Origin of the sequence: Anaeromyxobacter sp. Red801 (assembly GCF_049201065.2) — a bacterium.
Classification (GTDB): domain Bacteria; phylum Myxococcota; class Myxococcia; order Myxococcales; family Anaeromyxobacteraceae; genus Anaeromyxobacter.
The window spans coordinates 4,533,166-4,558,353 of the sequence record NZ_CM181236.1; the positions used below are offsets into that span (position 1 = coordinate 4,533,166).

The following is a 25,188-nucleotide window of genomic DNA, read 5'->3' on the forward strand; positions in this document are numbered from 1 at the left end:
GCGCCTCGCGTTATATGCCTCGACCGGCCCCCCGTCACGGCCCCCCGGTGTCCAAACGGCCTGGCATGCCCCCGCCCGCACGAGGCACGACGGGGCGGTCGTTGCGCCGGCGGGCCGCGGAGGTATCCTCCCCCTCCGGATGGCCCCCGAACCCTCCCCGCTCCGCATCCTCGTCGCCGAGGACGATCCCGCCGTCGCCCGGCTGTACACCGCCTACGCGCAGAGCCGCGGGCACACCGTCCTCGTCGCGCGCGACGGCGCCGAGGCGTTCACCGCCGCGGCCGACCAGGGGCCCGACCTCATCCTGCTCGACGTGGCCATGCCTAAGGTGGACGGCCGCGACGCGCTCCGCCGCCTGAAGGCCGACCCGCGGACCCAGGGCATCCCCGTCCTCGTGATCAGCGCGGCCGGCTCCGACCAGCACCTCCGCGAGCTGATGCTCCAGCTCGGCGCCTGGGACGTGATGGAGAAGCCGGTCGATCTCCAGATCGCGTTCAACAAGGCCGAGCGGCTGGCGCGCCGCTAGCCGAGCCCCCGCTCACCCCGACCCCGAGCGTAGCCCGCCGCAGGCGGGCGGAGTCGAGGGGCGCCGCAGGCGGCCGGAGTCGAGGGGCGCTACCGCCCCGCCTCGATCCGCATGCCCTTCGGGATGATCACGATCCCGCTCTCGGTCACGTGGAAGTGCTTGCGGTCCTTCTCGTGGTCGAAGCCGATGGTGGTGTGGGCCGGGATGTCCACGTGCTTGTCGATGATGGCGCGGCGGATCCGGCAGTGGCGGCCGATGTTCACGTTCTCGAAGACGATCGACTCCTCCACCGTCGCGTAGCTGTTGACCCGCACCTTGGGCGACAGGATGGAGTGGTGGACGTGGGCGCCGGAGATGATGCAGCCCTCCGACACCAGCGAGTCGGTGGCGCGCCCGACCCGGTTGTCGCGCTCGTTGTTGAAGACGAACTTGGCCGGCGGGTAGTTGTACTGGACCGTGAAGATGGGCCACTCGTCGTTGTAGAGCGAGAAGATCGGGTCCACCGCCACCAGGTCCATGTTGGCCTGGAAGTAGGCGTCCACCGAGCCCACGTCGCGCCAGTAGCCGCGCTCGCGCTCGGTCTGCCCGGGCACCACGTTCAGGGCGAAGTCGTAGACGTAGACGCGCTTGCGCTGGTGCATCGAGGCGACGATCGACTTGCCGAAGTCGTGGGCGCTCGCCGGATCGCCGGCGTCGCGCACGATCTCCTGGACCAGCGCCTCGGTGGAGAACAGGTAGTTGCCCATGGAGGCGAGGCAGCGGGTCGGGTCGCCCGGCATGGTCTTCGGGTCGGACGTGGGCTTCTCCACGAAGCCGACCATCCGCCCGTCCGCGTCCACCTCGATGATGCCGAACTCGCTCGCCTCCTCCACCGGGATCGGCACCGCCGCCACCGTCAGGTCCGCCTTGCGGTCCTGGTGGAACTCCAGCATCTGCCGCGCGTCCATGCGGTAGACGTGGTCGGCGCCGAACACGAACGTGAAGTCGGGCTCCTCGTCGGTGATGATGTTGAGGTTCTGGTAGATGGCGTCGGCCGAGCCCTCGAACCACTTCGGGCCCACCCGCATCTGCGCCGGGACCAGCTCCACGTACTGGTTGAGCAGCGAGGTGAGCCGCCAGGCGCGCTGCACGTGCGTGTTGAGCGACTCCGACTTGTACTGCACCAGCACCTTCATCTTGAGGATGCCGGAGTTCGCCATGTTGGACAGGACGAAGTCCACGATCCGGTAGCGGCCGCCGAACGGCACCGCCGGCTTGGCGCGATCGCGCGTGAGCGGGTCGAGGCGGCGCCCCTCTCCGCCGGCGAGGATCATCGCGAGCAGCTTCGCCATCGGTGACTCCGGTCCAGGGTGAGGAACACCTCCGATGCTACGCACCGGCTCCGGGCAGGGCAAGGAAGCGGGCGCGCGGGCGGCGGCGCGATCCGGGCCGCGCTGCGCGGCCGCGCGCGCCTCGTCGGGGGAGACGCGCGGGGCGGCTCACGCCGGGCGGAGCACCGGGCCGTGCGCCGCCTCGTGCGCGAGCAGCCAGCGCTTCACCTCCACGCCGCCGCCGTAGCCGCCCAGCCGCCCGCGGGCCTGGACCACGCGGTGGCACGGCACCAGGATCGCCACCGGGTTCTCGTGGTTCGCGCCGCCCACCGCCCGGGCGCCGCCGGCGGCGCCGAGCGCCTCCGCCACCTCCCCGTACGTGCGGGTCTCGCCCCAGGGGATGGCGAGGAGCGCCTCCCAGACGCGCCTCTGGAACGCGCTCCCCTGCAGGACGAGCGGCGGGAGCGAGGGCGGCCGGCCGGCGAAGTAGTCGTCGAGCGCCCGCGCCGCCGCGTCGAGGTGGCCGCGCGCGCGGGCCGAGGGGCCCGGGCGCGACGGCCCGCGGTCGCCGAAGGAGAGCCCGAACACGCCCTCGTCGCTCGCCTCGACCGTGAGGATCCCCACCGGCGAGCGGTAGCGCAGGCGCGCGCTCACGGCGTCCTCGCCCCGGCCGCCGCCCGGGCGGCGCCCTCGCCCGCGGCCGGCGCGGGCGCGCCGTGCCGGGCGAGCACCTGCGCGATCTCGAGGTTCACCCGCCGGAGCAGCTCCTGCTTGTCGCGGAACGGCAGGAACGCGCTCTTGAAGCCCTGCACCAGCACGGTGCAGAGGTCCTCCAGCGTGAAGCCCATCTCGCGGTGCGCCACCAGCAGCTCCTTCGTGACGGTGGTGTCGGTGATGAGGCGGTTGTCGGTGTTCACCGAGACCCGCAGGCCGAAGTCGAAGTAGAACTTGAGCGGGTGGCTCGCGAAGCCCTGCACCGAGCCCGTCTGCACGTTCGAGGACGGGCACATCTCCAGCGGGATGCGGTGGTCGTTCAGGTAGTTGAGCAGATCGCCGTTCTCGCGCAGGCGCACCCCGTGACCGATGCGGTGGGCGCCGCACCAGTGCACCGCCTGCGCGATCGACTCCGGCCCGAACGCCTCGCCGGCGTGGATGGTCACGTTCACGTTGTTGTCGAGGATGAGCTGGACCGCGTCGCGGTGCCGCCGCGCCGGGTGGCCCTCCTCCGCGCCGGCCAGGTCGAAGCCCACCACGCCCTTGCCCTTGTACGCGACCGCCAGCTCGGCGAGGCGCACCGAGGTCGTGGGATCGATGTGGCGGATCCCGCAGATGATCACGTTCGACTCGAGCCCGGTCTCGCGCCGCGCCGCCCGGAGCCCGGCCAGCACCGCGTCCACGATGCTGGTGGGCTTCAGGCCCTTCCTGGTGTGCAGCACCGGCGAGTAGCGGACCTCGAGGTAGCGGACGTTCTCGGCGGCCGCGTCGAGCGCGAGCTCGTAGGCGGTCCGGTACAGCGCCTCCTCGGTCTGCAGCACCGCCAGCGTGACGTCGAACGCGGTGAGGTAGTCCTCCAGCGAGGCGCACACCTCGCCCATGTGGATGGCCTTCGCCAGCCCCTCGGGCGTGTCGGCGGGGAGCCGCACCCCCTGCTGCTCGGCGAGCTCGAGCACGGTGGCGAGCCGCACCGAGCCGTCCAGGTGGCAGTGCAGGTCGGTCTTGGGGAGGTCGCGGACCAGCGCCTCCGTCACCTGCGGGAGCGTCGTCGGGGCGGCCTGGGCCATGCCGGAATCTTACGCCCGCGCCGGTGCCGGCGGGCGATCGCGCCGGGGCGTGCGCGCCGGGGCGGAGCGCCCCGCGCTCGGGCGAACGGGGCAGGGCCGCCTAGAAGGCTCTGCGGAGGAACCGCGCCAGGACGCGCTTGTCGCCCACCGAGGCGAACCGCACGGTCGCCTTCGCGTCCGGGCCGCCGCCGTCGCAGGCGAGCACCACGCCCTCGCCGAGCGACGCGTGCGCCACCCGCTCGCCGCGCGAGAAGGCGGCCGCGCCGGCGTCGCCGCGCTGGTCGAACGAGTAGTCCACGGTGGGCTCGCCGCGCGGGGCCACCGGGCGCGGGCGGGGCGCGGGGGCGGGCGCCTGGGGCAGGTCGTCCCCGTCGAGCTCGATGTGCGGCTCGCCCTCGAGCGCGCCGGGGAGGCGCCGGATGGTGGGCGGGCGCGCCACCGCGGCCGCCTGGGCCGCCTCGCGCGCGCGCACCTCGCGCGCCACCGCGTCGCCGAACAGCTCCGGCGGCAGGTCGCGCAGGAAGCGCGAGGGCTCCATGTTGCGGTAGGAGGGGCCGCTCTCGCCGTAGCCGATGCGCCGGCGCGCCAGCGAGAGCGTCAGCCGCCGCTTCGCGCGGGTCATGCCGACGTAGCAGAGGCGCCGCTCCTCGTCGAGCGACTCGTCCCGCTCCGACGCGGACTGGTCGGCCCAGGGCCGCTCGTACGGCAGCGTCCCGTCCTCCATCCCGGCCAGGAACACCGCCTCGAACTCGAGCCCCTTCGCCGCGTGCAGCGTCATGAGCGCGACGCGCCCCTCGGGCGTCTCGGCGTCGGCCTCGCCCAGCAGCGCGATCTGCTCGAGGAAGCGCGCCAGCGGGGGCGGGCGCACCTCGTCCGGATCGCCGGGCGCCGGCTCGCCGGCGATGGACTCGTCGAACTCGCGCGCGGCGGCCACCAGCTCGGCCAGGTTCTCGGCGCGCTCCACCGCCTCGTCGGTGTGCTCCTCCTCGAGGCGCGAGAGCATCCCGGAGCGCTTCAGCACCTCCTGCACCGCCACCCCGGCGTCGAGCGCCGGCACGTCCGCGGCGAGGCCGGTCACGAGGTCGTGGAACTCGGCCAGGGCCCGGCGCGCCGCCGGCTTCAACTCGGCCACCGCGTCGCGCTCCGCCACCGCCTCGACGAGCGGGACGCCCCGGGCCGCGGCGTGGGCCCGCAGCCGCTCCACCGTCTTCTCGCCGATGCCGCGGGGCGGGCGGTTCACCACACGCTCGAGGTCGAGGTCGGAGGCGGGCGAGAGCGCGAGGCGCAGGTAGGCGGCGGCGTCGCGGACCTCGGCGCGCTCGTAGAAGCTGGTGCCGCGGACGATGACGTAGGGGATGCGCGCCGCCCGCATGGCCGCCTCGAGCGGGCGCGACTGCGCGTTCGTCCGGTACAGCACCGCGATCTCGTCGCCGGAGGTGCCGCGGCCGCGCTCGGCCGCGACCGCCCGGGCGATCCGCTCGGCCTCGGCGTGCTCGTCCTCGCCGACGACGAGCGCCAGGGGCGCGCCCGCCCCGGACTCGGTCCAGAGCCGCTTCTCGCGCCGGCGCCGGGCCCGCGAGATCACCGCGTGCGCCGCGTCGAGGATGGTGCGGGTGGAGCGGTAGTTCTGCTCCAGCTTCACCACCTTGGTGCCGGGGAAGTCGCCGTCGAAGCCGAGGATGTTGGAGACGTCGGCGCCGCGCCACCGGTAGATGGCCTGGTCGTCGTCGCCCACCACGCAGACGTTGCGGCACGGGCCGGTGAGGAGCTGCAGCAGCCGGTACTGGACCGGGTTCGTGTCCTGGAACTCGTCCACGAGGAGGTAGCGGAAGCGCCCCGCCCAGCGGGCGCGCAGCGCCGCGTCCTCGTCCAGCAGGCGCACCGGCCGGAGCAGCAGGTCGCCGAAGTCCACCGCCCCGGCGCGCGCGAGCGCCTGCTCGTAGCGGTGGTAGACCTCCTTCGAGCGCGCGGCGTCCGGATCGAGGCCGGCGACCTTCACCTCGGCGGCGCGGAGCGCCTGGTTCTTCCAGCGGTCGATCTGCGAGAGGACCCGGCGCGGCGTGAGCCCCTCGGCCTCGTCCAGGCCCAGCTCGGCCAGGATCCGCTTCACCAGCCGGAGCTGGTCGTCGTCGTCGTAGATCGCGAACGAGGGCGGCAGGCCGGCCCGCGCCGCCTCGCGCCGCAGGAAGCGGGCGCCGAACGCGTGGAACGTCTGGACCCACAGCTCGCGCGCCAGCGGGCCGAGCAGGCGCTCGAGCCGCTCGCGCATCTCGCCGGCGGCCTTGTTCGTGAAGGTGACCGCGAGCACGTGCCAGGGCACCACCCCGCGGTCGCGCACCAGCCGCGCGATGCGGTGCACGATGACGCGGGTCTTGCCGCTCCCCGCGCCGGCCAGCACCAGCAGCGGGCCGTCGTCGTGCAGCACCGCCTCGCGCTGGGCGTCGTTGAGATCCTGGAGGAGGTCCTCGGCCACGGGGGCCGGAAGATAGCCCAACGCGGCGCGGCCCGCAGGGAGTCCATGGCGCCTCCCGTTCGCGTGGGGCCCGTCGCGAGGCACACGATGGCGTCGCCGAGCCGGGCACACGAGGACCGAGCAGCGCAGGCGTGCCCGTAGGCACGTCGAGCAGCACAGGGACGAGTCTGCCCGGCGCAGGCAGCCAGCGTGCGCCGCAGCAGGGCTCTACGCGAATGGGCGGCGCGCTAGGCGGCCGGCAGCGGCGCCACCGGCACCGGCGCCGGGACCGGCGCGGGCGGGAGCGGCGCGCCCGGCGCGTGCCGGCGGCGGTGTGCGGGCGGCGCGGCCGGCGCCTTCCCCGGATAGCGGTAGTCGTACTCGACCCGGTCCACGTGCTCGAGCGCGGGCGCGCCGTCCTCCGCCGTCGCGAGCCGCACCGCGCGCGTCCAGGCCACCCGGCGCGGCACGAGCGTGGCCGGATCGGTCACCAGCACCAGCGTGCTCTCGGCCTGCAGCTCGCCGCCGTCGCGACCGTGGGCCGCCGGCACCGGCACCGGCGCCTCGGCGCCCTCGGCGAGCCGCGCCCGGAGCGCGGCCGCGTGGCGCGCCAGCGCCGCCGGCTCGGGGGTGGCGTGGAGCACGATCTCGACGCAGCGGGCGGTGCGCTCGGCGGCGGCGCAGGGCACCCGCCGCCGCACCGCGAACTCGACCGACGCCGGGCCGCGCACGCCGGGGAGGAGCGGCAGCTCCGACTCCGACGGCATCACGTACTCCTGGCCCAGCACCAGGTCGGCGTCGATCCAGAACCCCACCGACAGGTTCCAGAGCTCCTCCGCCTCGCCGCGGGCGCCGGCCTCCGCGCGCGCCACCGCGCGCTCCGCCTGCTCGCCCTGCACGCCCGCGCCGTCCACCAGGCTGCGCAGCGCCGGGCGCAGCGCCTCGGCGCCCTCCAGCGCCGCGAACGCGCCGTCCGGCCCGATGCGCTGCACCAGCTGCTCGGAGGCGTGCAGCGCCTGCCGCGCCACCGCCGGCGCCCAGGGGAGGTCGCCCTCCCAGGTGGTGCCGCGGGTGGAGATGGCCAGCCCGGCCTCGCCCGCGCCGGCGGGCGCGGCGCGCTGCCGGTAACGCGCGGTGAACACCGAGGGCGGCGCGCCGGTGCGCACGCGGGTCCGGCGGCAGGTCACCTGGGCCTCGAGCGGCGCGGGCCAGGCCCAGCGCAGGCGCACGACCTCGGGGCCGGGGGCCCGCGCCGCGCCGTCCTCCGGCGGCGACGCCGCCGGGGTCGGCGCCGGCGTCGCGCCGCGCGCGGGCCCGTCGGCCTGCGCCGGCAGGGCGGCGAGCGCGAGCGCGAGCGGGAGCGCGAGGATGCGGCGTGCGGCGGCCACGGGGCGGGCAGGCTACCACGGGCGCCGGGGGGCCGCAGCCCGGGGGGCCGGCGCGCGCGCGCTGCGTCCGGGCGCGACCGGCGGTACATTGGGTCCGTGGCGGCGCCGGTGCGGATCGTGCCCCTGGGCGGGCTCGGAGAGATCGGGATGAACTGCATGGCCGTCGAGTGCGACGGCCGGATCGCCGTGGTGGACTGCGGCGTCCTCTTCCCGAACGAGAACCTGGGCGTGGACCTCATCGCGCCGGACCTCTCCTGGCTGCGCGAGCGGCGCGAGCAGGTGGGCGCGGTGTTCCTCACCCACGGCCACGAGGATCACCTGGGCGCCCTGCCGTTCCTGCTCCGCGAGGTCCCGGTGCCGGTCTACGGCACGCGCTTCACGCTCGCCCTGCTCCGGCCGCGGCTGGAGGAGGCCGGCGTGCGCGCCGACCTGCGCGAGGTGCGCCCCGGCGACGTCCGCCCCGCCGGCGAGGCCTCGCCGATCGCGGCCGAGTTCCTGGCGGTCACCCACTCCATCCCCGACGCCTGCGGCCTGGCCCTCTCGACGCCGCAGGGGACGCTGCTCCACTCCGGCGACTTCAAGATCGACCCGGCGCCGGTGCGCGGGCCGGGCATGGACCTCGACCGCATCGAGGCGCTCGGCCGCAAGGGCGTGCGGCTCCTCCTCTCCGACTCCACCAACGCCGAGCGCGAGGGCACCTCGCTCTCCGAGTCGCAGGTGGGCCCGGCGCTGGAGCAGGCGTTCGAGCGGGCGCGCGGCCGGGTGTTCGTGGCCTGCTTCGCCTCCAACGTCCACCGGCTGCAGCAGATCGTGGACGCGGCGCGCGCGTTCGGCCGGCGGGTCGCGTTCCTGGGCCGCTCCATGGAGGCGAACGCGCGCCTCGCGCAGGAGCTCGGCTACCTCGAGCTGCCGGCCTGGATGCCGGTGTCGCCGGAGGAGGCGCGGACGCTCCCGCCGCGCGAGCTGTGCGTCCTCACCACCGGCACGCAGGGCGAGCCGCGCAGCGCGCTCGCGCGCCTCGCCCGCGGCGAGCACCCGGACCTCGCCGTCGCGCCGGGCGACCTGGTGGTGCTCTCCTCGCGCTTCATCCCCGGGAACGAGATCGCCATCGGCCAGGTGGTGAACGAGCTCTGCCGGCGCGGCGCCGAGGTCGCGTACGAGGGGCTCGCCCCGCTCCACGTCTCCGGCCACGCGCAGGCCGAGGAGCAGCGCCGGCTCATCCGGCTCGCCCGCCCGGCCCACTTCGTGCCCATCCACGGCGAGTACCGGCACCTCTCGCGGCACGCCGCGCACGCCGCGGCCGAGGGCGTGGCCGGGCGCGACGTGCTGGTGGACGGGCAGGTGCTGGAGCTCGCCGACGCGGGCGTGCGCGTGCTGGACGAGCCGGTGGCGACCGGCCGCGTGTACACGGATCGCGACGCGCTGCTCGGCGCCGACATGGGCGCCCTCGTGGTGCGCGACCGGCGCCTGCTCGCCGAGACCGGCCTGTGCATCGCGGTGCTGGCCATCGAGCGGACCACCGGCGCGGTGGTGCGCGGCCCGGAGCTGTTCGCCCGCGGGGTGGCCGGGTTCGAGGGGGCCGAGGAGGAGCTGCGCGCCGAGGTGCTGGCCGGCCTCGGCGAGCTCTCGCCGCAGGCGCGCACCGATCCCGCCGAGGTGCAGGAGGCGGTGCGCCTCGCGGTGCGCCGCTTCTTCCGCCGGACCACCGGCAAGAAGCCCCCCGTGCTACCGGTGGTCCTGGAGCTGTGAACCGGCGGCCGCCGCGCCGCCCCGACTCGCGAGGAGCCTGCCGTGCCGAGCTTCGACGTCGTCTCCGAGGTGGACCTCATGGAGGTCGAGAACGCGTTCAACCAGGCGCGCAAGGAGATCGCGCAGCGCTTCGACTTCAAGGGCACGCACACCGAGCTCGAGCGCGACAAGGAGCTGAACCTCGTCATCCGGGCCGGCTCGGAGGGGCGGGCCGAGGCGGCGCTGCAGGTCCTCATGGAGAAGCTGGCGAAGCGCGGCGTGGCGCTGGAGGCGCTCGACCCGCAGAAGCTCGAGCCGGCCTCGGGTGGCCACGTGCGCCAGCTGGTGAAGCTGAAGCGCGGGCTGAAGGTGGAGGACGCCCGCAAGATCGTGGCGAAGGTGAAGGAGAGCGGGATCAAGGTGCAGGCGGCCATCCAGGGCGAGGCGGTGCGGGTGACCGGCAAGAAGCGCGACGACCTGCAGGCCTGCATCCACGCCATCCGCGCGGCCGGGTTCTCCATCCCGCTGCAGTTCCAGAACTTCCGGGAGTGACCCGGCGCCGCGCCGCCCCTCCCCCGGCCTGGGGAGGGGGCCGGATTGCCCCGGGCCCCCCGGTCTGTTAGATCGCGCGTCCCCATGGCCACCCGCGTCTACATGCACACCCTCGGCTGCCCGAAGAACCGGGTGGACAGCGAGGTGATGCTCGGCACGCTCGCCGAGGCCGGCTACCGGCTGGTGCAGGACCCGGCGCAGGCCGAGGTCATCGTCGTCAACACCTGCGGCTTCATCGAGAGCGCCAAGGAGGAGTCGGTCGAGGCGATCGTCGAGCTGGCCGACCAGAAGCGCGAGGGGCGCTGCCGCAAGCTCGTGGTGACCGGCTGCCTGGTGCAGCGGCACGCCGAGGAGCTGGCCCGCGAGCTGCCCGAGGTGGACCACTTCCTCGGCACCGGCGCCTACCAGGACGTGGCCCGGATCGTCTCCGACGCGCAGGCGAAGCGGCTGGTGGTCCCGGACCCGGACTTCGTCCACTCCGCCGCGACGCCGCGGGTGAACTCGCTCCCCTCGCACACCGCCTACCTCAAGATCGCCGAGGGCTGCGACAACGCCTGCGCGTTCTGCATCATCCCGAAGCTGCGCGGCGGCCAGCGCTCGCGGCCCATCGACGACCTGGTGGCCGAGGCGGCGGCGCTCGCGGCCCAGGGGACGGTGGAGCTGTCGCTCGTGGCGCAGGACCTCACCGCCTACGGGCAGGACCTGCCCGGCAAGGTGCGCCTCCACCACCTGCTGCCCGAGCTCGCCAGGGTGGACGGCATCCGCTGGATCCGGCTCCACTACGCCTACCCGCGCGACGTGCCCGACGCGCTGGTGGCCGCGATGGCCGACGAGCCCAAGATCGTGAAGTACCTGGACATGCCGCTCCAGCACAGCTCGGACCGGCTGCTCCGGGCCATGAAGCGCGGGCGCGACTCGGTGTTCCTGCGCGACCTGCTGGCGCGGCTCCGGGCCCGGATCCCGGGGCTCGCGCTGCGCACCGCGCTCATCGTGGGCCTGCCCGGCGAGACCGAGGCGGACTTCGAGGACCTGCTCCGGTTCGTGGAGGAGCAGCGCTTCGAGCGGCTCGGGGTCTTCGAGTACTCGCCGGAGGAGGGCACGCCGGCCGCGGAGATGGCGGAGCAGGTGCCGGACGCCGTGAAGCGCGAGCGGCGCGACCGGATCATGGCCGTGCAGCAGGGGATCTCGCGCGCGCACCAGCGGGCCATGATCGGCCGCCGCCTCGAGGTGCTGGTGGAGGGGCGCGCCGAGGAGACCGAGCACCTGCTCGCCGGCCGCCACGCGCAGCAGGCGCCGGAGATCGACGGGCTCACGTACATCAACGACGGCGTCGCCTACCCCGGCGAGATCGTGACCGTGGAGATCACCGACGCGGCCGAGTACGACCTCGTCGGCCGGGTGGTGGCCCGCGACCCGTCGCGCGCCGCCCGCCCGCTGCCCGCCGCCCCGCGCCCTCCGGCGCGCAAGGGCGGCCTGAACGTCCTCGGCTAGCGCTCCCCGGCGCCGTCGCCGCCGTCGCGCCACCCCTCGTCGAGGAGGTCCTCGGCGCGGACGTGATCGGCGAGCTGGCGGTCGGTCAGCAGCACGTGCTGCCGGAGCCAGTCGCAGAGGATCCCGCCCAGCTTGACCGCGTGGTGCGACTCCGGCCCCTCCGCCGCGATGCGCGCGGCGAGCTCCTCCACCTGCGCGCGGAAGTGCGCGTGCTCGGCCGCGTGGAACGCGCGCCCCGGGTAGCGGGTGCGCGCCATGAGCCGCGCCTCCGCCTCGAAGTGGACGTCCACGTACGCGCGCAGGAACGCGATCACCTCGGCGAGCTCCTCGCGCCCGCGGCGCTCGCCCATGGCGGCGACGAGCCCGTTCACCCTGCGGAACAGCTCCCGGTGCTGCGCGTCGATGTCGTCGATGCCGACCGCCAGCCGCGCGGTCCATTCCATGCCCATGTGCGGAGACCCCTCCGCCGGCGGAGCCGTGCAAGCCTCCGGCCCATTTCACGGTCCGTCGGGGCCGCTCCCGCAGCGCCGCGAAATCCCTCGATCGACGCCGCGGCGCGCGCCCGCGCGCCGGCGCAAGACGTGCCGGGAACCGCGACCCCCGGGTCACGCCGTGCGCGCGCGGCGACTCGCCCGGCCGGGGGAGGCGCCGATATCGAGCCCGCCCGCGGCCGGCGCGGGCGCGCGCGGACGAGGGTCGCTAGTGCGCCCCGTAGCGCTTCTCCCCCGCCTCGATCCGGATCGGGAGGACGTTCTCCGGCGTGGGGAGCGGGCAGGTGGCGAAGGCGGAGAACGCGCACGGCGGGTTCACGGCGCGGTTGAAGTCGAGCACCACCTTGCCGTCGCGCGGGGCCGCGGCGGAGAGGAAGCGCCCTGCGCCGTAGGTCGCGTCGCGGGCGGTCGCGTCCTTGAACACGAAGAACAGCCCGCCGTCCTCCTCCGCGGTGGGCTCGAGCGCCACCTCCCGGCCCTCCACGGTGAAGTGGGCGCGCCCGGGCGCGAGCTCGCGGGTGGCGACGCCGATGACGCTCGGCACCTCCACCTCGCGCGGCGCCGGGTACGCCTCCCAGCGCGCCTCGATCCGCCAGCGCGGATCCGCCGGGTAGGCGTCGACGCCCCGGAACCCGGTGCGCGCCGGCGCCGCCGCGTCCCACACCCGCACCGCGAACCGACCCGAGCGCTCGATCACGGCCAGCGTCACCGAGGCGCCGAGCTGGACCCGGTCCGGCTCGCCGGCGCTGTCCGGCGCGAGCGCCCGCCGCTCCAGCGGCGCGCCGCCGAGCGCGTAGCCGTCGGACCGGGCCGCGGCGAGCGTCACCTTGCCGCCCTCCAGCGTGAACGTCCCCGGCAGGCCGGGGAGCCGGTTCTCGCCCCGCTCGAGCCAGTGCAGCCCGGTGAGCGCGAGCCAGCCGGTGGGCGTCCGCAGCCGCTCCTCGCGGCGGTCGTGCCACGCCTTCCACTCCGCCGCGAACGCCGGGTCCGCGGGCGGCCGGCGGTTGCACGCGGCGAGCACGAGCGGGAGGAGGACCAAGGAGAGCGGCGCGAGGTTCCCGGGCATGGCCCGGGTGTTAGCCCGGCCGGCGCTCCGGCGCCAGCGCAGCCGCGCGCGCCGCCCCTTCCCCGCCGGCCTGCGCCGACCCGAGCCGCGCCTCGAAGCTCACCGTCCAGCCCGGCGCGTCCACCAGCGCCACCCCGCCGCCGTGCGCCTCCGCCACCAGCCGGCACAGGTAGAGCCCCAGCCCGGCGCTGGTCCACTCGCGCGCCTCGCCGGGCGCGAACTTCTCGAACAGGTGGGCGCGGATGGCGGGCGGCACCGGCGGCCCGGAGTTCCGGACCGCGAGCCGCACCCCCTCCCCGTCCGCCTCGCCCGCGAGCTCCACCCGGTCGCCGGTCCGGCAGTGCCGGAGCGCGTTCGCGACCAGGTTCTCGAGCAGCCGGCGCGACAGGTCGCGGTCGATGCGCACCACCAGGTCGTCCCCGCCGCGCACCGAGATGGTCACCCCGCGCTCCCGCGCGTGCGGCGCGCAGCTCCGCGCCACCGCGTGCAGGAGATCCCCGATCGCCACCGGGTCCGCGGCGAGGCGGGCCGGCCCGGTCTCCAGGCGCGAGATGGCGAGCAGGTCGCCGATCATCTCGGCGAGCCGCTGCCCCTCGCCCTCCGCCTGCGCCAGGTCCTCGCGCACCTGCGCCGCGCCCGGCTGGCCGCGCACCTCGACCTCGGCGAGGCGCAGGTACTGGAGCAGCGCGGCGAGCGGGTTCTTGAGGTCGTGCACCATCAGGCGCACGAGGTCGCGGGCCTGGCGGTTGGCGGCCACCACCGCGTCGCGCTGCGCCACCGCCTCCGCGTTCGCCCTCGCCAGCGCCTCGCCGTGGGCGCGGCAGAGCGAGGCGGTGTAGGTCTCGGCCGCGAGCCGCGCCGCGAGCGCCGTGGCGCGCACCGTGTTCCGGATCGCGACGTAGGCCGCGGCGGAGAGGATGAGGCCGACCAGGAGCACCAGCCGCCAGGACACCCCGGAGTGCATGGCGAGCGCCATCTGGTTCGCCGCCGCGACCACCGAGAGCGCCGCGGCCGGCGCCGGCGGCAGCGCCACCGCCGCGAACAGGATCACCATCAGCATCATGCCGTTGCCGGCGCCGGCCGCGATCGCGAGCGCGAGGTTGCCGCCCGCCGCCTCGACCACCCGCCAGCTGCCCACCGCGACCACCGCGACGTCGATGGCCGCCGCGGCGAGCGCCACCGCCTCCCAGCGCCACCGGCGCCGCAGCAGGACCAGGACGCCGGTCGCGACCGCCAGGTACGCGACGCTCACGCGGAGCGCGACCGCGTGCCACGCGGCCGGGTCGTGCCAGCCCGGGAGGTAGACGAGCAGGATGGCGGTGCGGAGCGCCACGCGCATCCAGGCCACCGCCTCGGCGCCGCGCCTCCGCGCCTCGCGCACCGCGTCCGCCACCGCCGCGCGGAGCGCCGCGTCCGCCGCCTCGAGCATCCGGAACCCCCGCCGGCCATCATAACGGCGGGCGGGTTTGCTCCGGGTGCGTCCCGGGCCGCGGCTCCCGCGCGGGGAGCCGGGGCGGTCACCGGCGCCGGCCGCCGCCGAACATCGACCCGAGGATGCCGCGCATGATCTCGCGGCCGAGCTGCGTCCCGGCGGCGCGCATCGCGCTCTGCGCCATCTTGCCCAGGGCCGAGGCGGCCTCGGCGCCGACGGTGCGCGGGGCCGGGGCGGGCCGGCCTGCGGGGGCGGGCGGCGCGGCCGCCGCCTCCTCGGCGCGCCGCTGCAGCCGCTCGTAGGCCGACTCCCGGTCCACCGGCGCGTCGTAGCGCCCGCGGAGCGGCGAGGCCGCCATGACCTGCGCGCGCTCCTCCGCGGTGAGCGGGGCGAGGCGCGACCGCGGCGGCAGCACCCAGGCTCGCTCCACCGGGTGCGGCGTTCCCTTCTCGTCCAGGAACGAGACCAGCGCCTCCCCCACCCGAGCTCGGTGATGGCGCGCTCCACGTCCACCCCCGGGTTGGCCCGGAACGTCTCGGCGGCGGCGCGCACCGCCTTCTGGTCGCGCGGGGTGAACGCGCGGAGCGCGTGCTGCACCCGGTTCCCGAGCTGGCCCAGCACCGCGTCCGGCACGTCGAGCGGGTTCTGGGTGACGAAGTAGACGCCCACGCCCTTCGAGCGGACGAGCCGCACCACCTGCTCGACCTTCTGCCGCAGCTCGTCGGGCGCGTCGTCGAAGAGGAGATGGGCCTCGTCGAAGAAGAACACCAGGCGCGGCTTCTCCGGGTCGCCCACCTCCGGGAGCTGCTCGAACAGCTCCGAGAGCAGCCACAGCAGCAGCGTGGCGTAGAGCGTGGGCGCGCGGATCAGCTTCTCGGCGTGGAGGACGGTCACCTGGCCGCGGCCGGACAGGTCGGTGCGGAGCAGGTCCTCGAGCGCCAGCGCCGGCTCGCCGAAGAGCCGGTCGCCGCCCTGCGACTCGAGCGCGAGCAGCGCGCGCTGGATGGCGCCCACGCTGGTGGGCGAGACGTTCCCGTAGCGCGCGCGGAGCGCCGCGGCGTTCTCCGAGACGTGCTCCAGCATGGCGCGCAGGTCCTTCAGGTCGAGCAGGAGCAGCCCGCCCTCGTCCGCCACCCGGAACGCCACGTTCAGCACGCCGGCCTGGACGTCGTTCAGCCCGAGCACGCGCGCGAGCAGGAGCGGCCCCATCTCCGAGATGGTGGTGCGGAGCGGGTGGCCGGCCTCGCCGTACACGTCCAGGAACGCGACCGGGCAGGCCTCGGGCGCGAGCGCGAGGCCGAGCTGCTGCGCGCGCTCGACGAGCTTCGGGGCCTCGCCGCCCGGGCGCGCCAGGCCGGAGAGGTCGCCCTTCACGTCGGCCAGGAACACCGGGACGCCCAGCCGGCTGAAACCCTCGGCCAGCACGCGGAGCGTGACGGTCTTGCCGGTGCCGGTGGCGCCGGCCACCAGGCCGTGGCGGTTGGCCAGCCGGGGCAGCAGCGCGAGATCGGCGAAGCCGCCGCCCGCGCGGGGGGCCTTCGCGACGAGGATGGGATCGGGCATGGGCGCCAGGATACGACTACTGGGCCTTCGGCGCCGCGATCCGGCGAACGTCCCGGGGGAGCTTCACCTCGAACGCGGCGTCGGGCAGGCCCACGTTCCGCCGCACGTCCTCGAAGCGGATCTCGTTCGCGTTCCCGGCGCCGTCCACCACGCGGGTGGCGGTCACCTGCCCGTCCGCCGCCACGGTGAGCGCGATGGACTCCACCCGCGGGTCGGCCTCCTTCGGCCGGAGCAGGAGCGCGCCGGCGCCGTCCAGCGACACGTCGAACTCGCGCAGGAGGTCGCCCTTGCCGAGCAGGAACGTCACCGCCGCGCTCATGGCCGAGCTGTCGAACGCCTCGTCCACGTAGGCCTGGTTCTCCTCCGGCTCGTACTGCACCAGGCGCGAGCCCTTCACCGCCACCGTCTTCGGCGCCGGCTTCTCGTAGTCCCAGCGCATCATCCCGGGCTTCTTCACGCGCAGGGTCCCGGAGGACGTCTGGCGCCGGCCGAAGCCGGCGTAGGTGTAGGTCTGGCGGAAGCGCGCCTCGAGGTCGCGGGTCCGCTCGTAGAACGCCTGCACCTTCCGCGCGAGCGCGCGCGGATCCTCGAGCGTGCGCGCCGCCGCGGCGCCGCCGGCCTCCGCGGGGGCGGGGGGCGTGACCGGGCCGGACGCGGCGAGGGCGAGCGCGGCGGGCAGGGCGAGGAGGAGGCTCGAGGTCATGGCGGTCTAGATACCAGACGGCCCGCGGCGGCGGCGCATTCAGGGCGGGCGGTCCTTGACGGCCGGGGACGCTCGGGTGATCCTCCCGCCCTCCGAATGCGCCGCCTGCTCCTCGTCCCGCTCGCCCTGACGTTCGCCCTCGCCGGCTGCTCCGGTCCCTGCCAGGACCTGGGCGATCGGCTCTGCAAGTGCGTGGGCGTCGGCACCACGCGCGACGCCTGCGAGCGGAGCGTGAAGGAGCAGCTGCAGAACCACAGCCCGTCGAAGGACGTCGAGCACCTCTGCGACGAGCGGCTGAAGACCTGCCGCGCGCCGGACGGGGCGCAGTTCTGCGAGTGGATCAACACCGCCTGCGGCAAGGCCTCCTGCGGCCTGTCCTCGGACGAGCCGGCCACGGCCTGCACCCCCGCCGCGGCGGCCGCGCTCGAGGGCGAGCCGGTCCAGTCGGAGCCCTGAGCCTCACAGCGCCGCCCATTCGCGTGGAGCCCTGCTGCGGCGCACGCTGGCTGCCTGCGCCGGGCAGACTCGTCCCTGCGCTGCTCGACGTGCCTACGGGCACGCCTGCGCTGCTCGGTCCTCGTGTGCCCGGCTCGGCGACGCCATCGTGTGCCTCGCGACGGGCCCCACGCAAACGGGAGGCGCTATCAGACCGGGACGCCGAGCGGCATCGGGATCCCGTCGTCGAGCCGGACCGCCTCGTCGCCGAAGCGCCCGGCGATCCGCGTCCCGCAGGCCGCGCAGGCGCCGCCCTTCATCCGCACCGCCGTCACCGCGAACCAGTCGCGCTCGATCACCTTCGCGCCGCAGCCCGGGCAGTAGGTGGTGTCGCCCTCCGGGTCGTGGACGTTGCCGGTGTAGACGTAGCGGAGCCCCTCGGCGCGGGCGATGGCGCGGGCCCGCGTGAGCGTGGCCGGCGGCGTGCGCGGCCGGTCGGTCAGCTTGTAGGCCGGGTGGAAGGCGCTGAAGTGGAGCGGCACCTCCCGGCCCATGTGGTCGCGGATCCAGGCGGCCAGCTCGTGCAGCTCGGCGTCGCCGTCGTTCAGGCCCGGGATGAGGAGCGTCGTCACCTCGGTCCAGACGCTCGTCTCGCGCGCCAGCCACTCCAGCGTGTCGAGCACCGGGGCGAGGTGCGAGAACGTCTGGCGCCGGTAGAACTCCTCGGTGAACGCCTTCAGGTCCACGTTGGCCGCGTCGGCGCGCGAGAAGAGGTCGCGCCGCGCCTCCGGCGACACGTAGCCGTTCGTCACCAGCACCGTGAACAGCCCCGCCGCGTGCGCCGCGTCGGCCACGTCGATGGCGTACTCCGCCCAGATGATGGGGTCGTTGTACGTGAAGGCGATGCCGGGGCAGCCGGCGTCGCGCGCCAGCGCCACCACCCGCTCCGGCGTCCAGTCCACCTCCGAGTGCAGCTCGTCCAGCCGCGCCTTGGAGATGTCCCAGTTCTGGCAGAAGCGGCAGCCGAGGTTGCACCCGGCCGTGCCGAACGAGAGCACCCGCGCGCCCGGGTGGAAGTGGGCGAGCGGCTTCTTCTCGATGGGATCGACGGCGAACCCGGTCGATCGGCCCCAGGCGGAGGTGACGAGCTTCCCGCCCTCGTTCCGCCGCACGAAGCAGAACCCCGCCTGCCCTTCCCCGATCCGGCAGTCGCGAGGACACAGCGTGCAGCGGACCTTTCCGCCGGCCGCGGGCTCCCAGTAGCGCGCCTCGTGGATCATGGCCCGATCCTAGCGCCGCGGCCGCGCGACGCGACCGGGGGGCGGGCGGGGCCCCTCCCGCCGGTGCGGCGGGCCTGCAGGCGGGCTCGATCGCGCCGGCCCGGGGTGTTATCTCTCTAACTTTGCGGACGCGCCTCCAGGCCTCCGCCCCGCCCCTTCCGAACGGACGACCCCGTGAACTTCCGCGAAGCCCTCGAACGCCGCCCGCTCGTGTTCGACGGCGCCATGGGCACCCAGATCCAGCGCCACCAGCTGACGGCCGCGGAGTTCGGCGGGAAGGAGGGCGCGAACGACCTGCTCACGCTCACCCGCCCGGACCTCATCGAGGAGATCCACGCGCGCTACTTCGGGGTGGGCTGCGACGTGGTGGAGACGAACACCTTCGGCTCCTCGCGGCTGAAGCTCGACGAGTACGGGCTCGGCCACCGCACCTACGAGGTGAACTGCCGGGCGGCCATCCTGGCCCGCCGGGCCGCCGAGCGCTTCTCGACCCCGGACCACCCGCGCTTCGTGGCCGGCTCGATCGGTCCGACCGGCATGCTGCCGTCGTCCTCCGACCCGGCGCTCGGGAACATCACCTCCGACGCGCTGGAGCGGATCTTCTTCGAGCAGGCGAAGGGGCTGGTGGAGGGCGGGGTGGACGCCCTCATCATCGAGACGCAGCAGGACATGCTGGAGCTGCGCGCCGCGGTGCTGGCCTGCGACGCGGTCCGGCGCGAGGCGCTGCGCGACGTCTTCGTCATTGCCCAGCCCACGCTCATCGACGCGAACGGGCGCATGCTGCTCGGCACCGACATCGGCAGCGCGGTCGCCACGCTGGAGCGGCTGCCGGTGGACGCGGTCGGCCTCAACTGCTCCACCGGCCCGGACGAGATGCGCGCCTCGGTGAAGGCGCTCGCCGAGCGGTGCTCGCACTGGGTCTCGGTGCTGCCGAACGCCGGCATGCCGGAGAACGAGGACGGGCGGGCGGTCTACAAGCTGTCCCCGGACGACCTGGCCCGCGCGCTCGCCGGGTTCGTGGCCGAGTACGGGGTGGACATCGTGGGCGGCTGCTGCGGCACCACCCCCGAGCACCTGCGCAAGGTGGTCGAGGCGGTGCGCGGGCTCTCCGCGCCGCGGCGCCGCCGCCCCGCGCCCGCCGCCGAGCTGTCCTCCGCCATGAAGGCGGTCCCGCTCGCCATGGAGCCGCGCCCGCTGGTGGTGGGCGAGCGGCTGAACAGCCAGGGCTCGCGCAAGGTGAAGGAGCTGCTGCTCGCCGACGACTACGCCGGCCTGGTGCAGATCGCGCGCGGGCAGGTGGAGGCGGGCGCGCACGTGCTGGACGTGTGCGTGGCGCTGAACGAGCGCGACGACGAGGCGGCGCAGATGCGCACGCTCGCGAAGCTGCTGGCGCAGTCGGTGGACGCGCCGCTCATGATCGACTCCACCGAGCCGGACGTGATCGAGGGCGCGCTCAAGGTCTACCCGGGCCGCTGCATCGTGAACTCGGTGAACCTGGAGAAGTCCGGCGAGCGGGTGCGGCGGGTGCTGCCGCTGGTGCGCCGCTACGGCGCCGCGGTGGTCGCCATGACCATCGACGAGAAGGGCATGGCGCAGACCGCCGAGCGCAAGGCCGAGGTGGCCCGGCGCATCGTGGCGGTGGCGAAGGACCACGGCATCCCGCCGGACAGCCTGGTGTTCGACGCGCTCACCTTCACGCTCGCCACCGGCGGCGAGGAGTACCGCCGGAGCGCGGTGGAGACGCTGGAGGGCATCCGCCGCATCAAGGCGGAGAACCCGGGCGTGCTCACCACGCTCGGCGTCTCCAACGTCTCCTTCGGCCTGGCGAAGAGCGCGCGCGAGGTGGTGAACTCGGTCTTCCTGTACCACGCGGTGCAGGCCGGCCTCGACCTCGCCATCGTCAACCCGAAGGACATCCTCCCCTACCCCGCCATCGACGCGGCGGAGCGGGCGCTCGCCGAGGACCTCGTCTTCGACCGCCGGGCCGACGCGCTGGCGCGGCTCATCGCCCACTTCGGCGCGAAGGGCGCGCCGGAGAAGGCCGCGGTGGACCCGCTCGCCGGCGCCGCCGGGAAGGGCGCCGAGGAGCGCATCCACCTCCAGATCCTGCACCGCCGCCCGGAGGGCATCGAGGCGCTCATCGACGAGGCGCTGACGCGCCGCTCGCCGGTGGACGTGCTGAACCAGGTGCTGCTGCCCGCCATGAAGGACGTGGGCGACCGGTTCGGCGCGGGCGAGCTCATCCTGCCGTTCGTGCTCCAGTCCGCCGAGGTGATGAAGAAGGCCGTCGCCCACCTCGAGCAGTTCCTGGAGAAGAAGGCCGGCGCCACCAAGGGGAACGTGGTCCTCGCCACCGTCTACGGCGACGTCCACGACATCGGCAAGAACCTGGTGAAGACCATCCTCTCCAACAACGGCTTCACCGTGCACGACCTCGGAAAGCAGGTGCCGGTCGCGACCGTGCTCGACAAGGCGCTGCAGGTGAACGCGGACGCCATCGGCCTCTCCGCGCTGCTCGTCTCCACCTCCAAGCAGATGCCGTTCTGCGTGGAGGAGCTGCACCGCCGCAACCTGTCGTTCCCCGTGATCATCGGCGGCGCGGCCATCAACCGGCGCTTCGGCTACCGCACCCACTTCGCGCAGGACGGCTCCCCGTACGCGGGCGGCGTGTTCTACGCCAAGGACGCGTTCGAGGGGCTCGAGGTGGTGGAGGCGCTCGTGGACCCGGGCCGCCGCTAGGCGCTGAAGCGCGAGGTGCTGCAGAAGGCGGTCGCCGAGAAGTCCCGGCCCGCGGCGGAGCCGGTGGCGCCGGCGCCGGCGCGGCGCACCGGCTCGGTCGCCCCCGCCGCGCGCGTGCCGGCGCCGCCGTTCTGGGGCCCGCGGGTGGTGCCGTCCGGCAGCATCGCGCTCGCCGACGTGTGGCCGCACCTCGACCTCGCCGAGCTGTTCAAGCTGCAGTGGGGCGTGAAGGCGAAGGGGGCCGAGTACGAGCGGCTCATCCGCGAGGAGTTCGGCCCGAAGCTGGAGGAGCTGAAGGCCGAGGCGCAGGCGCAGGGGTGGCTGGTGCCGAAGGTCGTCTACGGCTACTTCCCCTGCCACGCCGAGGGGAACGACCTCGTGGTCCTCGACCCCACGCACCGCAAGGCCGAGGTGGCGCGCCTCCAGTTCCCGCGCCAGCCGGACGACCGCAACCTGTGCCTCGCCGACTACTTCCGCGAGGAGCGCGGCGCCGACGTGTGCGCGCTCCAGGTGGTCACGGTCGGCGACCAGGCCACCCACCTCGCCGAGCAGGCGCAGGAGCGCGGCGACTACACCCGCGCGCTGTTCCTGCACGGCCTCGCGGTGGAGACCGCCGAGGCGCTCGCCGAGTACTGGCACCGCCAGGTCCGCGCCGAGCTCGGGCTCCCCGACGGCCAGGGCAAGCGCTACTCGCCCGGCTACCCGTCGTGGCCGGAGCTCGGCGACCAGCGGCAGGTCTGGAAGCTGCTCGACCCGGTCCGCACCATCGGCGTCTCGCTCACCGACGCCTGCCAGATGGTGCCGGAGCAGTCCACCAGCGCCATCGTGCTCCACCACCCGGACGCCATCTACTTCCTGGTGCGCGGCCTGGAGCGCGCCGCCGGGTAGGCCGGGCGCCGGCCGGGCAGCAGCACCTCGCGCGCGGTCTCGACGAACGCGCGCGCCGCGGCGGAGAGCGTCGCCTCGCGCCGCCAGACCAGGCCCAGGTTCCAGCCGATGGCGGGCTCGGCGAGCGGCACCACCGCCACCTGCGCCGGGTCGAGCCGCCGGCAGATGGTGCGGGGGAGGAGCGCCACCCCCACGTCCGCCGCGGCCATGGCGGCCATGAAGTCCCACTGCCCGGTCTCGCTCGCCACCAGCGGCGAGAACCCGGCCGCGCGGCAGGCGTCGAGGATGCGGCCGCGCAGCGCGAAGTCCGGCCGGTAGAGCAGGAACGGCGTGCCGGCGAGGTCGGCGAGCGCGAGCCGCGGGCGGCGCGCCAGCGGGCTCGCCGGGTGGAGCACCGCGGCGAGCACGTCGTGCACGAACGGGAGCGCCTCGAAGCGCGCCTCGTCGGTGGGGAGCACCGTCACGCCCACGTCGAGCGCGCCGGACGCGACCAGCGCCTCCACCTCGCGCGCCCCCTCCTCGCGCAGCTCGAGCTGGATGCCGGGGTAGCGCTGGCGGTAGGCGGCCAGCACCGGCGGGAAGAACGCGCCGCTCACCATGGGCGGCAGGCCGACGCGGGCGCGGCCGCGGCGCAGCGCGCCCAGGTCGGCCACCTCGTCCTCGATGGCCCGCACCGCGGCGAGCACGCCCTCGGCCCGCGCCAGCACCGCCCGGCCCGCCTCGGTGGGCACGGTCCGCCGCGCCCCGCGCTCGAGCAGCGGCACGCCGATCTCGTCCTCCAGCGCGCGCACCGCCTTGCTCACCGCCGGCTGCGTCACGTGCAGCGCCGCCGCCGCCCGGGTGAAGCCGCCCTGCCGCACCACCGCCACGAACGCGCCCAGCCCGCGCAGGTCCATCCGCGCCTCCATGCCTGTTCGGCATGGATCCTAGTCGAAAGATTCACTTCCCTCATGCCCGGCCGGCGCCTAGGTTCCGCCGATGCCGCCCGCCGTCCCCGCCGCCGCCTCCCCGCCCTCCGCCGCCGCGCGCCTCGGGCTCCCGCTCCAGCTCCTCGCGCTCGGCGCGTTCTGGGGCGCGGGCGCGCTCGCCGCCCGCGCGCTGCGCCTGCCGCTCCCCGGCGGCGTGGTGGGGATGCTGCTGCTCCTCGCCGCGCTCCGGCTCGGGCTGGTGCGGGCCGCCTGGCTGGAGCGCGGGGCCGAGTGGCTCTTCCGCCACATGCTGCTCTTCTTCATCCCGGCCGCGGTGGGCGCCATCCAGTACCCGGAGCTGCTCGGCGGCGAGGGGGCGCGCGCGCTCGCGGTGGTGGCGGTGAGCACGGTGCTCGTCATGGCGGTGACCGGCGCCACGGTGGAGTGGCTGGCGCGCCGCCGGGAGGAGGCGCCGTGATCGCCGCCGCCTGGATCGCCCTCACCGCCGCGCTCTACGCGGCCGCCCGCGCGCTGCACCGCCGCTTCCCGCGGCCGTGGCTCACGCCGCTGCTGGTCGTGCCGGGCGCGCTCGCGGCGCTCCTCGTCGCCGGCCGCGTGCCGTACCCGGGCTACATGCGGGGCGGGCGGCTGCTCGTCGAGCTCCTCGGCCCGGCCACGGTGGCGTTCGCGCTGCCGCTCCACCGCCACGCCGGCCTGCTCCGCCGGCACGCCGCCGAGCTCTGCGCCGGGATCCTCGCCGGCTGCGCCGTGGCCGTCGGGAGCTCGTTCCTGCTGGCCCGCGCGCTGGGGCTCGCGCGGCCGCTCGCGCTCAGCCTGGCGCCGCGGTCCATCACCACGCCGTTCGCGATGCAGGTGGCGGGCGAGCTCGGCGGCGTGCCGGCACTGGCGGCGGTGTTCGTGATCCTCACCGCGGTGGTGGGCCTGGTGGTGGGGCAGCTGCTCGTCCGCTGGCTCCCGCTGCGGAGCGCGGTGGCGCGCGGCGCGCTGTTCGGCATGGGCGCGCACGCCGCCGGCACGGCGCAGGCCATGGAGCTGGGGCGGGTCGAGGGCGCGGTGGCCGGGGTGGTGATGATCGTCGCCGGCCTGGGCGTGCTGGTGGCGACGCCGCTCCTGCGGCTCGCGCTCTAGCCGCCGCGGCGCCTGTCCCCGCGCGCAGGCCGCCCGTCCCGCGCGCCCGCTCCCCCGAGAAGGACCGCCCCCGCCGCGCCCGCCGCGCGCATCCTGCGCCGCTCGCCGCGCCCGGCGCGGCGGCGACGGAGGGGGGAGACGTGCTCACGAAGGGTTCACGCGCCGCGGCCGCGGCGCTCGCGCTCGCCTGCGCGCCCGCGCCCGAGGCGCCGGGCGCGCGCCACCACCTGTACGTGAGCCAGGCGGCGAGCGGCAGCGTGGCCGTGGTCGATCCGGAGCGCGGCGAGTCGGTGCGCCGGATCCCGGTCGGCCAGCTGCCGCACCAGCTCCTGCCGGTGGGCGACCGGCTCCTCGTCGTCCTCACCGGCTCGCAGGCGGTGGCGGAGCTGGACCCCGCCGCGGCGCGCGTCACCCGGACCTTCCTCACCGCCCCGCTCCCTCCGGCGCGGGCGGACGGCACGCCCATCGCCGGCCACGCCACCGCGGAGGCCGCCGCGGCCACGAGCTGCGCCGTCTGCCACGGCGCGCCCGGTGGGCCGGCGCCGCGCTACGTGGGCGAGCGGCCCATCGCCATGCTGGCGCTCCCGGGCGGGCGCCTCCTCGTGGCCCACGTCCGCTCCGGCGCGCTCACGGAGCTCGACCTGGCGAGCGGCGCCATCCGCCGGCGGGTGGCGCTCGAGCCCGCCGGCGAGGCGCGCGAGGCGGTGGCGCTCGCGCAGCTCGGCGGCGAGGTGCTGGTGGCGCTCCGGCCGAAGCCGCCCTCGAGCGCGCCCGCGGTGATCCGCCGCCTCGACGCCGTCACCCTCGCGCCGCTCGGCGACGTGGCGGTGGGCCCGGATCCGGTGGCGCTGCTCGCCGTGCCGGAGCGGGGGCTCGCGCTCGTCTCCGACTTCGCCTCCGACACCGTCACGCCCGTCGCCGCGGGCGCCGGCGCCGGCCCGGCCTTCACCGCCGCGCCCGGGCCCATGGGCCTGCTGCCGCTGCCCGGCGGTCGCCGGGTGCTGGCGCTCGACTACTACTCGGACTCCCTCTCGCGCCTCGACCTCGACACCGGCGAGGTCCGCACCGAGCGGCTCCGCTCCGCCGCGCGCCCCTACGCCAACCCGAGCCACGCCGCGCTCTCGCCGGACGGCCGCGTCGCCTGGGTGGTGTCGTCCGGCACCGAGGGGCACGTCCTCGCGGTGGACGTCGAGACGCTCGCCGTCGCGCGCGCCCTCCCGGTGGACGGCCTCTCCTTCGCGGTCGCCGTGGTGCCCGGCCCCGCCCCGCTTCCCCCCGCACCCTGAACCCGTTCCGACAGGAGCCC

The 25,188-nt window shown here is 75.6% G+C and carries 21 protein-coding genes and 1 pseudogene; 10 read left to right on the top strand and 12 right to left on the bottom strand.

The features are described 5' to 3' along the window. The first annotated feature begins 139 nt into the window (after positions 1-139). Entirely contained in the window at positions 140-526 is a 387-nt protein-coding gene (locus tag ACOQFB_RS20880; RefSeq protein ID WP_059436965.1) for a response regulator transcription factor, read from the top strand. 89 nt (positions 527-615) lie between these two features. Here the strand turns inward: ACOQFB_RS20880 and glgC are convergent, their stop codons facing one another. The 5 genes from glgC to ACOQFB_RS20905 all read right to left on the bottom strand — a co-directional run bounded on the left by glgC (position 616) and on the right by ACOQFB_RS20905 (position 7,457). Then, entirely contained in the window at positions 616-1,857 is a 1,242-nt protein-coding gene (glgC, locus tag ACOQFB_RS20885) for a glucose-1-phosphate adenylyltransferase (protein WP_059436966.1), read from the bottom strand. Between the two features lie 147 nt (positions 1,858-2,004). Continuing rightward, entirely contained in the window at positions 2,005-2,490 is a 486-nt protein-coding gene (locus tag ACOQFB_RS20890) for a methylated-DNA--[protein]-cysteine S-methyltransferase (protein ID WP_059436967.1), read from the bottom strand. Next, on the bottom strand, positions 2,487-3,617 hold the full coding sequence (gene add / locus ACOQFB_RS20895) for an adenosine deaminase (protein WP_421610104.1): 1,131 nt from the start codon (positions 3,615-3,617) through the stop codon (positions 2,487-2,489). Before add ends, ACOQFB_RS20890 begins: the two co-directional genes overlap by 4 nt. A 100-nt stretch (positions 3,618-3,717) precedes the next feature. Further along, positions 3,718-6,111: an ATP-dependent helicase gene (locus ACOQFB_RS20900; protein WP_421610103.1), complete on the bottom strand. Its 2,394-nt coding sequence runs from the start codon at positions 6,109-6,111 to the stop codon at positions 3,718-3,720. Between the two features lie 206 nt (positions 6,112-6,317). Then, positions 6,318-7,457, bottom strand: coding sequence for a hypothetical protein (locus ACOQFB_RS20905; RefSeq protein WP_421610102.1), 1,140 nt, complete (start codon positions 7,455-7,457; stop codon positions 6,318-6,320). Positions 7,458-7,553: 96 nt separating this feature from the next. Between ACOQFB_RS20905 and ACOQFB_RS20910 the strand changes: the two genes are divergently transcribed. From ACOQFB_RS20910 to rimO, 3 genes are all read left to right on the top strand, one after another. Then, on the top strand, positions 7,554-9,206 hold the full coding sequence (locus tag ACOQFB_RS20910; protein ID WP_237757861.1) for a ribonuclease J: 1,653 nt from the start codon (positions 7,554-7,556) through the stop codon (positions 9,204-9,206). 42 nt (positions 9,207-9,248) lie between these two features. Beyond that, a complete protein-coding gene (locus ACOQFB_RS20915; RefSeq protein ID WP_421610101.1) occupies positions 9,249-9,737 on the top strand; it encodes a YajQ family cyclic di-GMP-binding protein in 489 nt (162 codons plus the stop codon). A gap of 84 nt (positions 9,738-9,821) precedes the next feature. Next, positions 9,822-11,228 carry a 30S ribosomal protein S12 methylthiotransferase RimO gene (rimO, locus tag ACOQFB_RS20920; RefSeq protein WP_059436972.1) on the top strand — a complete coding sequence of 469 codons (1,407 nt, stop codon included), beginning with the start codon at positions 9,822-9,824 and terminating at the stop codon, positions 11,226-11,228. On the opposite strand, the gene ACOQFB_RS20925 is transcribed toward rimO, so the two are convergent. The 5 genes and pseudogenes from ACOQFB_RS20925 to lolA form a co-directional block, all read right to left on the bottom strand. Further along, complete coding sequence (locus ACOQFB_RS20925) at positions 11,225-11,671, bottom strand: bacteriohemerythrin (RefSeq protein WP_237757862.1); 447 nt, start codon at positions 11,669-11,671, stop codon at positions 11,225-11,227. The genes rimO and ACOQFB_RS20925 overlap by 4 nt on opposite strands. A 256-nt stretch (positions 11,672-11,927) precedes the next feature. Further along, entirely contained in the window at positions 11,928-12,785 is an 858-nt protein-coding gene (locus tag ACOQFB_RS20930) for a DUF1684 domain-containing protein (RefSeq protein WP_421610100.1), read from the bottom strand. 10 nt (positions 12,786-12,795) lie between these two features. After that, positions 12,796-14,214 (bottom strand): sensor histidine kinase, encoded by a 1,419-nt coding sequence (locus tag ACOQFB_RS20935; protein WP_421610099.1) that lies wholly within the window; start codon positions 14,212-14,214, stop codon positions 12,796-12,798. An 88-nt stretch (positions 14,215-14,302) separates the two neighbouring features. Then, a pseudogene (locus ACOQFB_RS20940) lies at positions 14,303-15,780 on the bottom strand (helicase HerA-like domain-containing protein). 16 nt (positions 15,781-15,796) lie between these two features. Beyond that, on the bottom strand, positions 15,797-16,483 hold the full coding sequence (lolA, locus tag ACOQFB_RS20945; RefSeq protein WP_059436977.1) for an outer membrane lipoprotein periplasmic chaperone LolA: 687 nt from the start codon (positions 16,481-16,483) through the stop codon (positions 15,797-15,799). Positions 16,484-16,579: 96 nt separating this feature from the next. On the opposite strand from lolA, the gene ACOQFB_RS20950 reads away from it, so the two are divergent. Next, positions 16,580-16,939 carry a hypothetical protein gene (locus tag ACOQFB_RS20950; RefSeq protein ID WP_059436978.1) on the top strand — a complete coding sequence of 120 codons (360 nt, stop codon included), beginning with the start codon at positions 16,580-16,582 and terminating at the stop codon, positions 16,937-16,939. A gap of 188 nt (positions 16,940-17,127) precedes the next feature. Here the strand turns inward: ACOQFB_RS20950 and amrS are convergent, their stop codons facing one another. After that, complete coding sequence (gene amrS / locus ACOQFB_RS20955) at positions 17,128-18,198, bottom strand: AmmeMemoRadiSam system radical SAM enzyme (RefSeq protein WP_059436979.1); 1,071 nt, start codon at positions 18,196-18,198, stop codon at positions 17,128-17,130. Between the two features lie 174 nt (positions 18,199-18,372). On the opposite strand from amrS, the gene ACOQFB_RS20960 reads away from it, so the two are divergent. Next, on the top strand, positions 18,373-20,937 hold the full coding sequence (locus ACOQFB_RS20960) for a homocysteine S-methyltransferase family protein (protein ID WP_494492355.1): 2,565 nt from the start codon (positions 18,373-18,375) through the stop codon (positions 20,935-20,937). A gap of 15 nt (positions 20,938-20,952) precedes the next feature. Then, positions 20,953-21,825 (top strand): vitamin B12 dependent-methionine synthase activation domain-containing protein, encoded by an 873-nt coding sequence (locus tag ACOQFB_RS20965; RefSeq protein ID WP_494492356.1) that lies wholly within the window; start codon positions 20,953-20,955, stop codon positions 21,823-21,825. On the opposite strand, the gene ACOQFB_RS20970 is transcribed toward ACOQFB_RS20965, so the two are convergent. Then, on the bottom strand, positions 21,786-22,721 hold the full coding sequence (locus ACOQFB_RS20970) for a LysR family transcriptional regulator (protein WP_059436984.1): 936 nt from the start codon (positions 22,719-22,721) through the stop codon (positions 21,786-21,788). The genes ACOQFB_RS20965 and ACOQFB_RS20970 overlap by 40 nt on opposite strands. Positions 22,722-22,803: 82 nt before the next feature. On the opposite strand from ACOQFB_RS20970, the gene ACOQFB_RS20975 reads away from it, so the two are divergent. From ACOQFB_RS20975 to ACOQFB_RS20985, 3 genes are all read left to right on the top strand, one after another. Continuing rightward, the gene (locus ACOQFB_RS20975; RefSeq protein WP_421609430.1) at positions 22,804-23,211 is read left to right on the top strand and encodes a CidA/LrgA family protein; all 408 of its coding nucleotides are present in this window, start codon (positions 22,804-22,806) and stop codon (positions 23,209-23,211) included. Further along, the gene (locus ACOQFB_RS20980) at positions 23,208-23,882 is read left to right on the top strand and encodes an LrgB family protein (protein ID WP_421609431.1); all 675 of its coding nucleotides are present in this window, start codon (positions 23,208-23,210) and stop codon (positions 23,880-23,882) included. The genes ACOQFB_RS20975 and ACOQFB_RS20980 overlap by 4 nt, the downstream gene beginning before the upstream one ends. A 140-nt stretch (positions 23,883-24,022) precedes the next feature. Then, the gene (locus ACOQFB_RS20985; protein ID WP_421609432.1) at positions 24,023-25,168 is read left to right on the top strand and encodes a YncE family protein; all 1,146 of its coding nucleotides are present in this window, start codon (positions 24,023-24,025) and stop codon (positions 25,166-25,168) included. Positions 25,169-25,188: the final 20 nt, after the last annotated feature.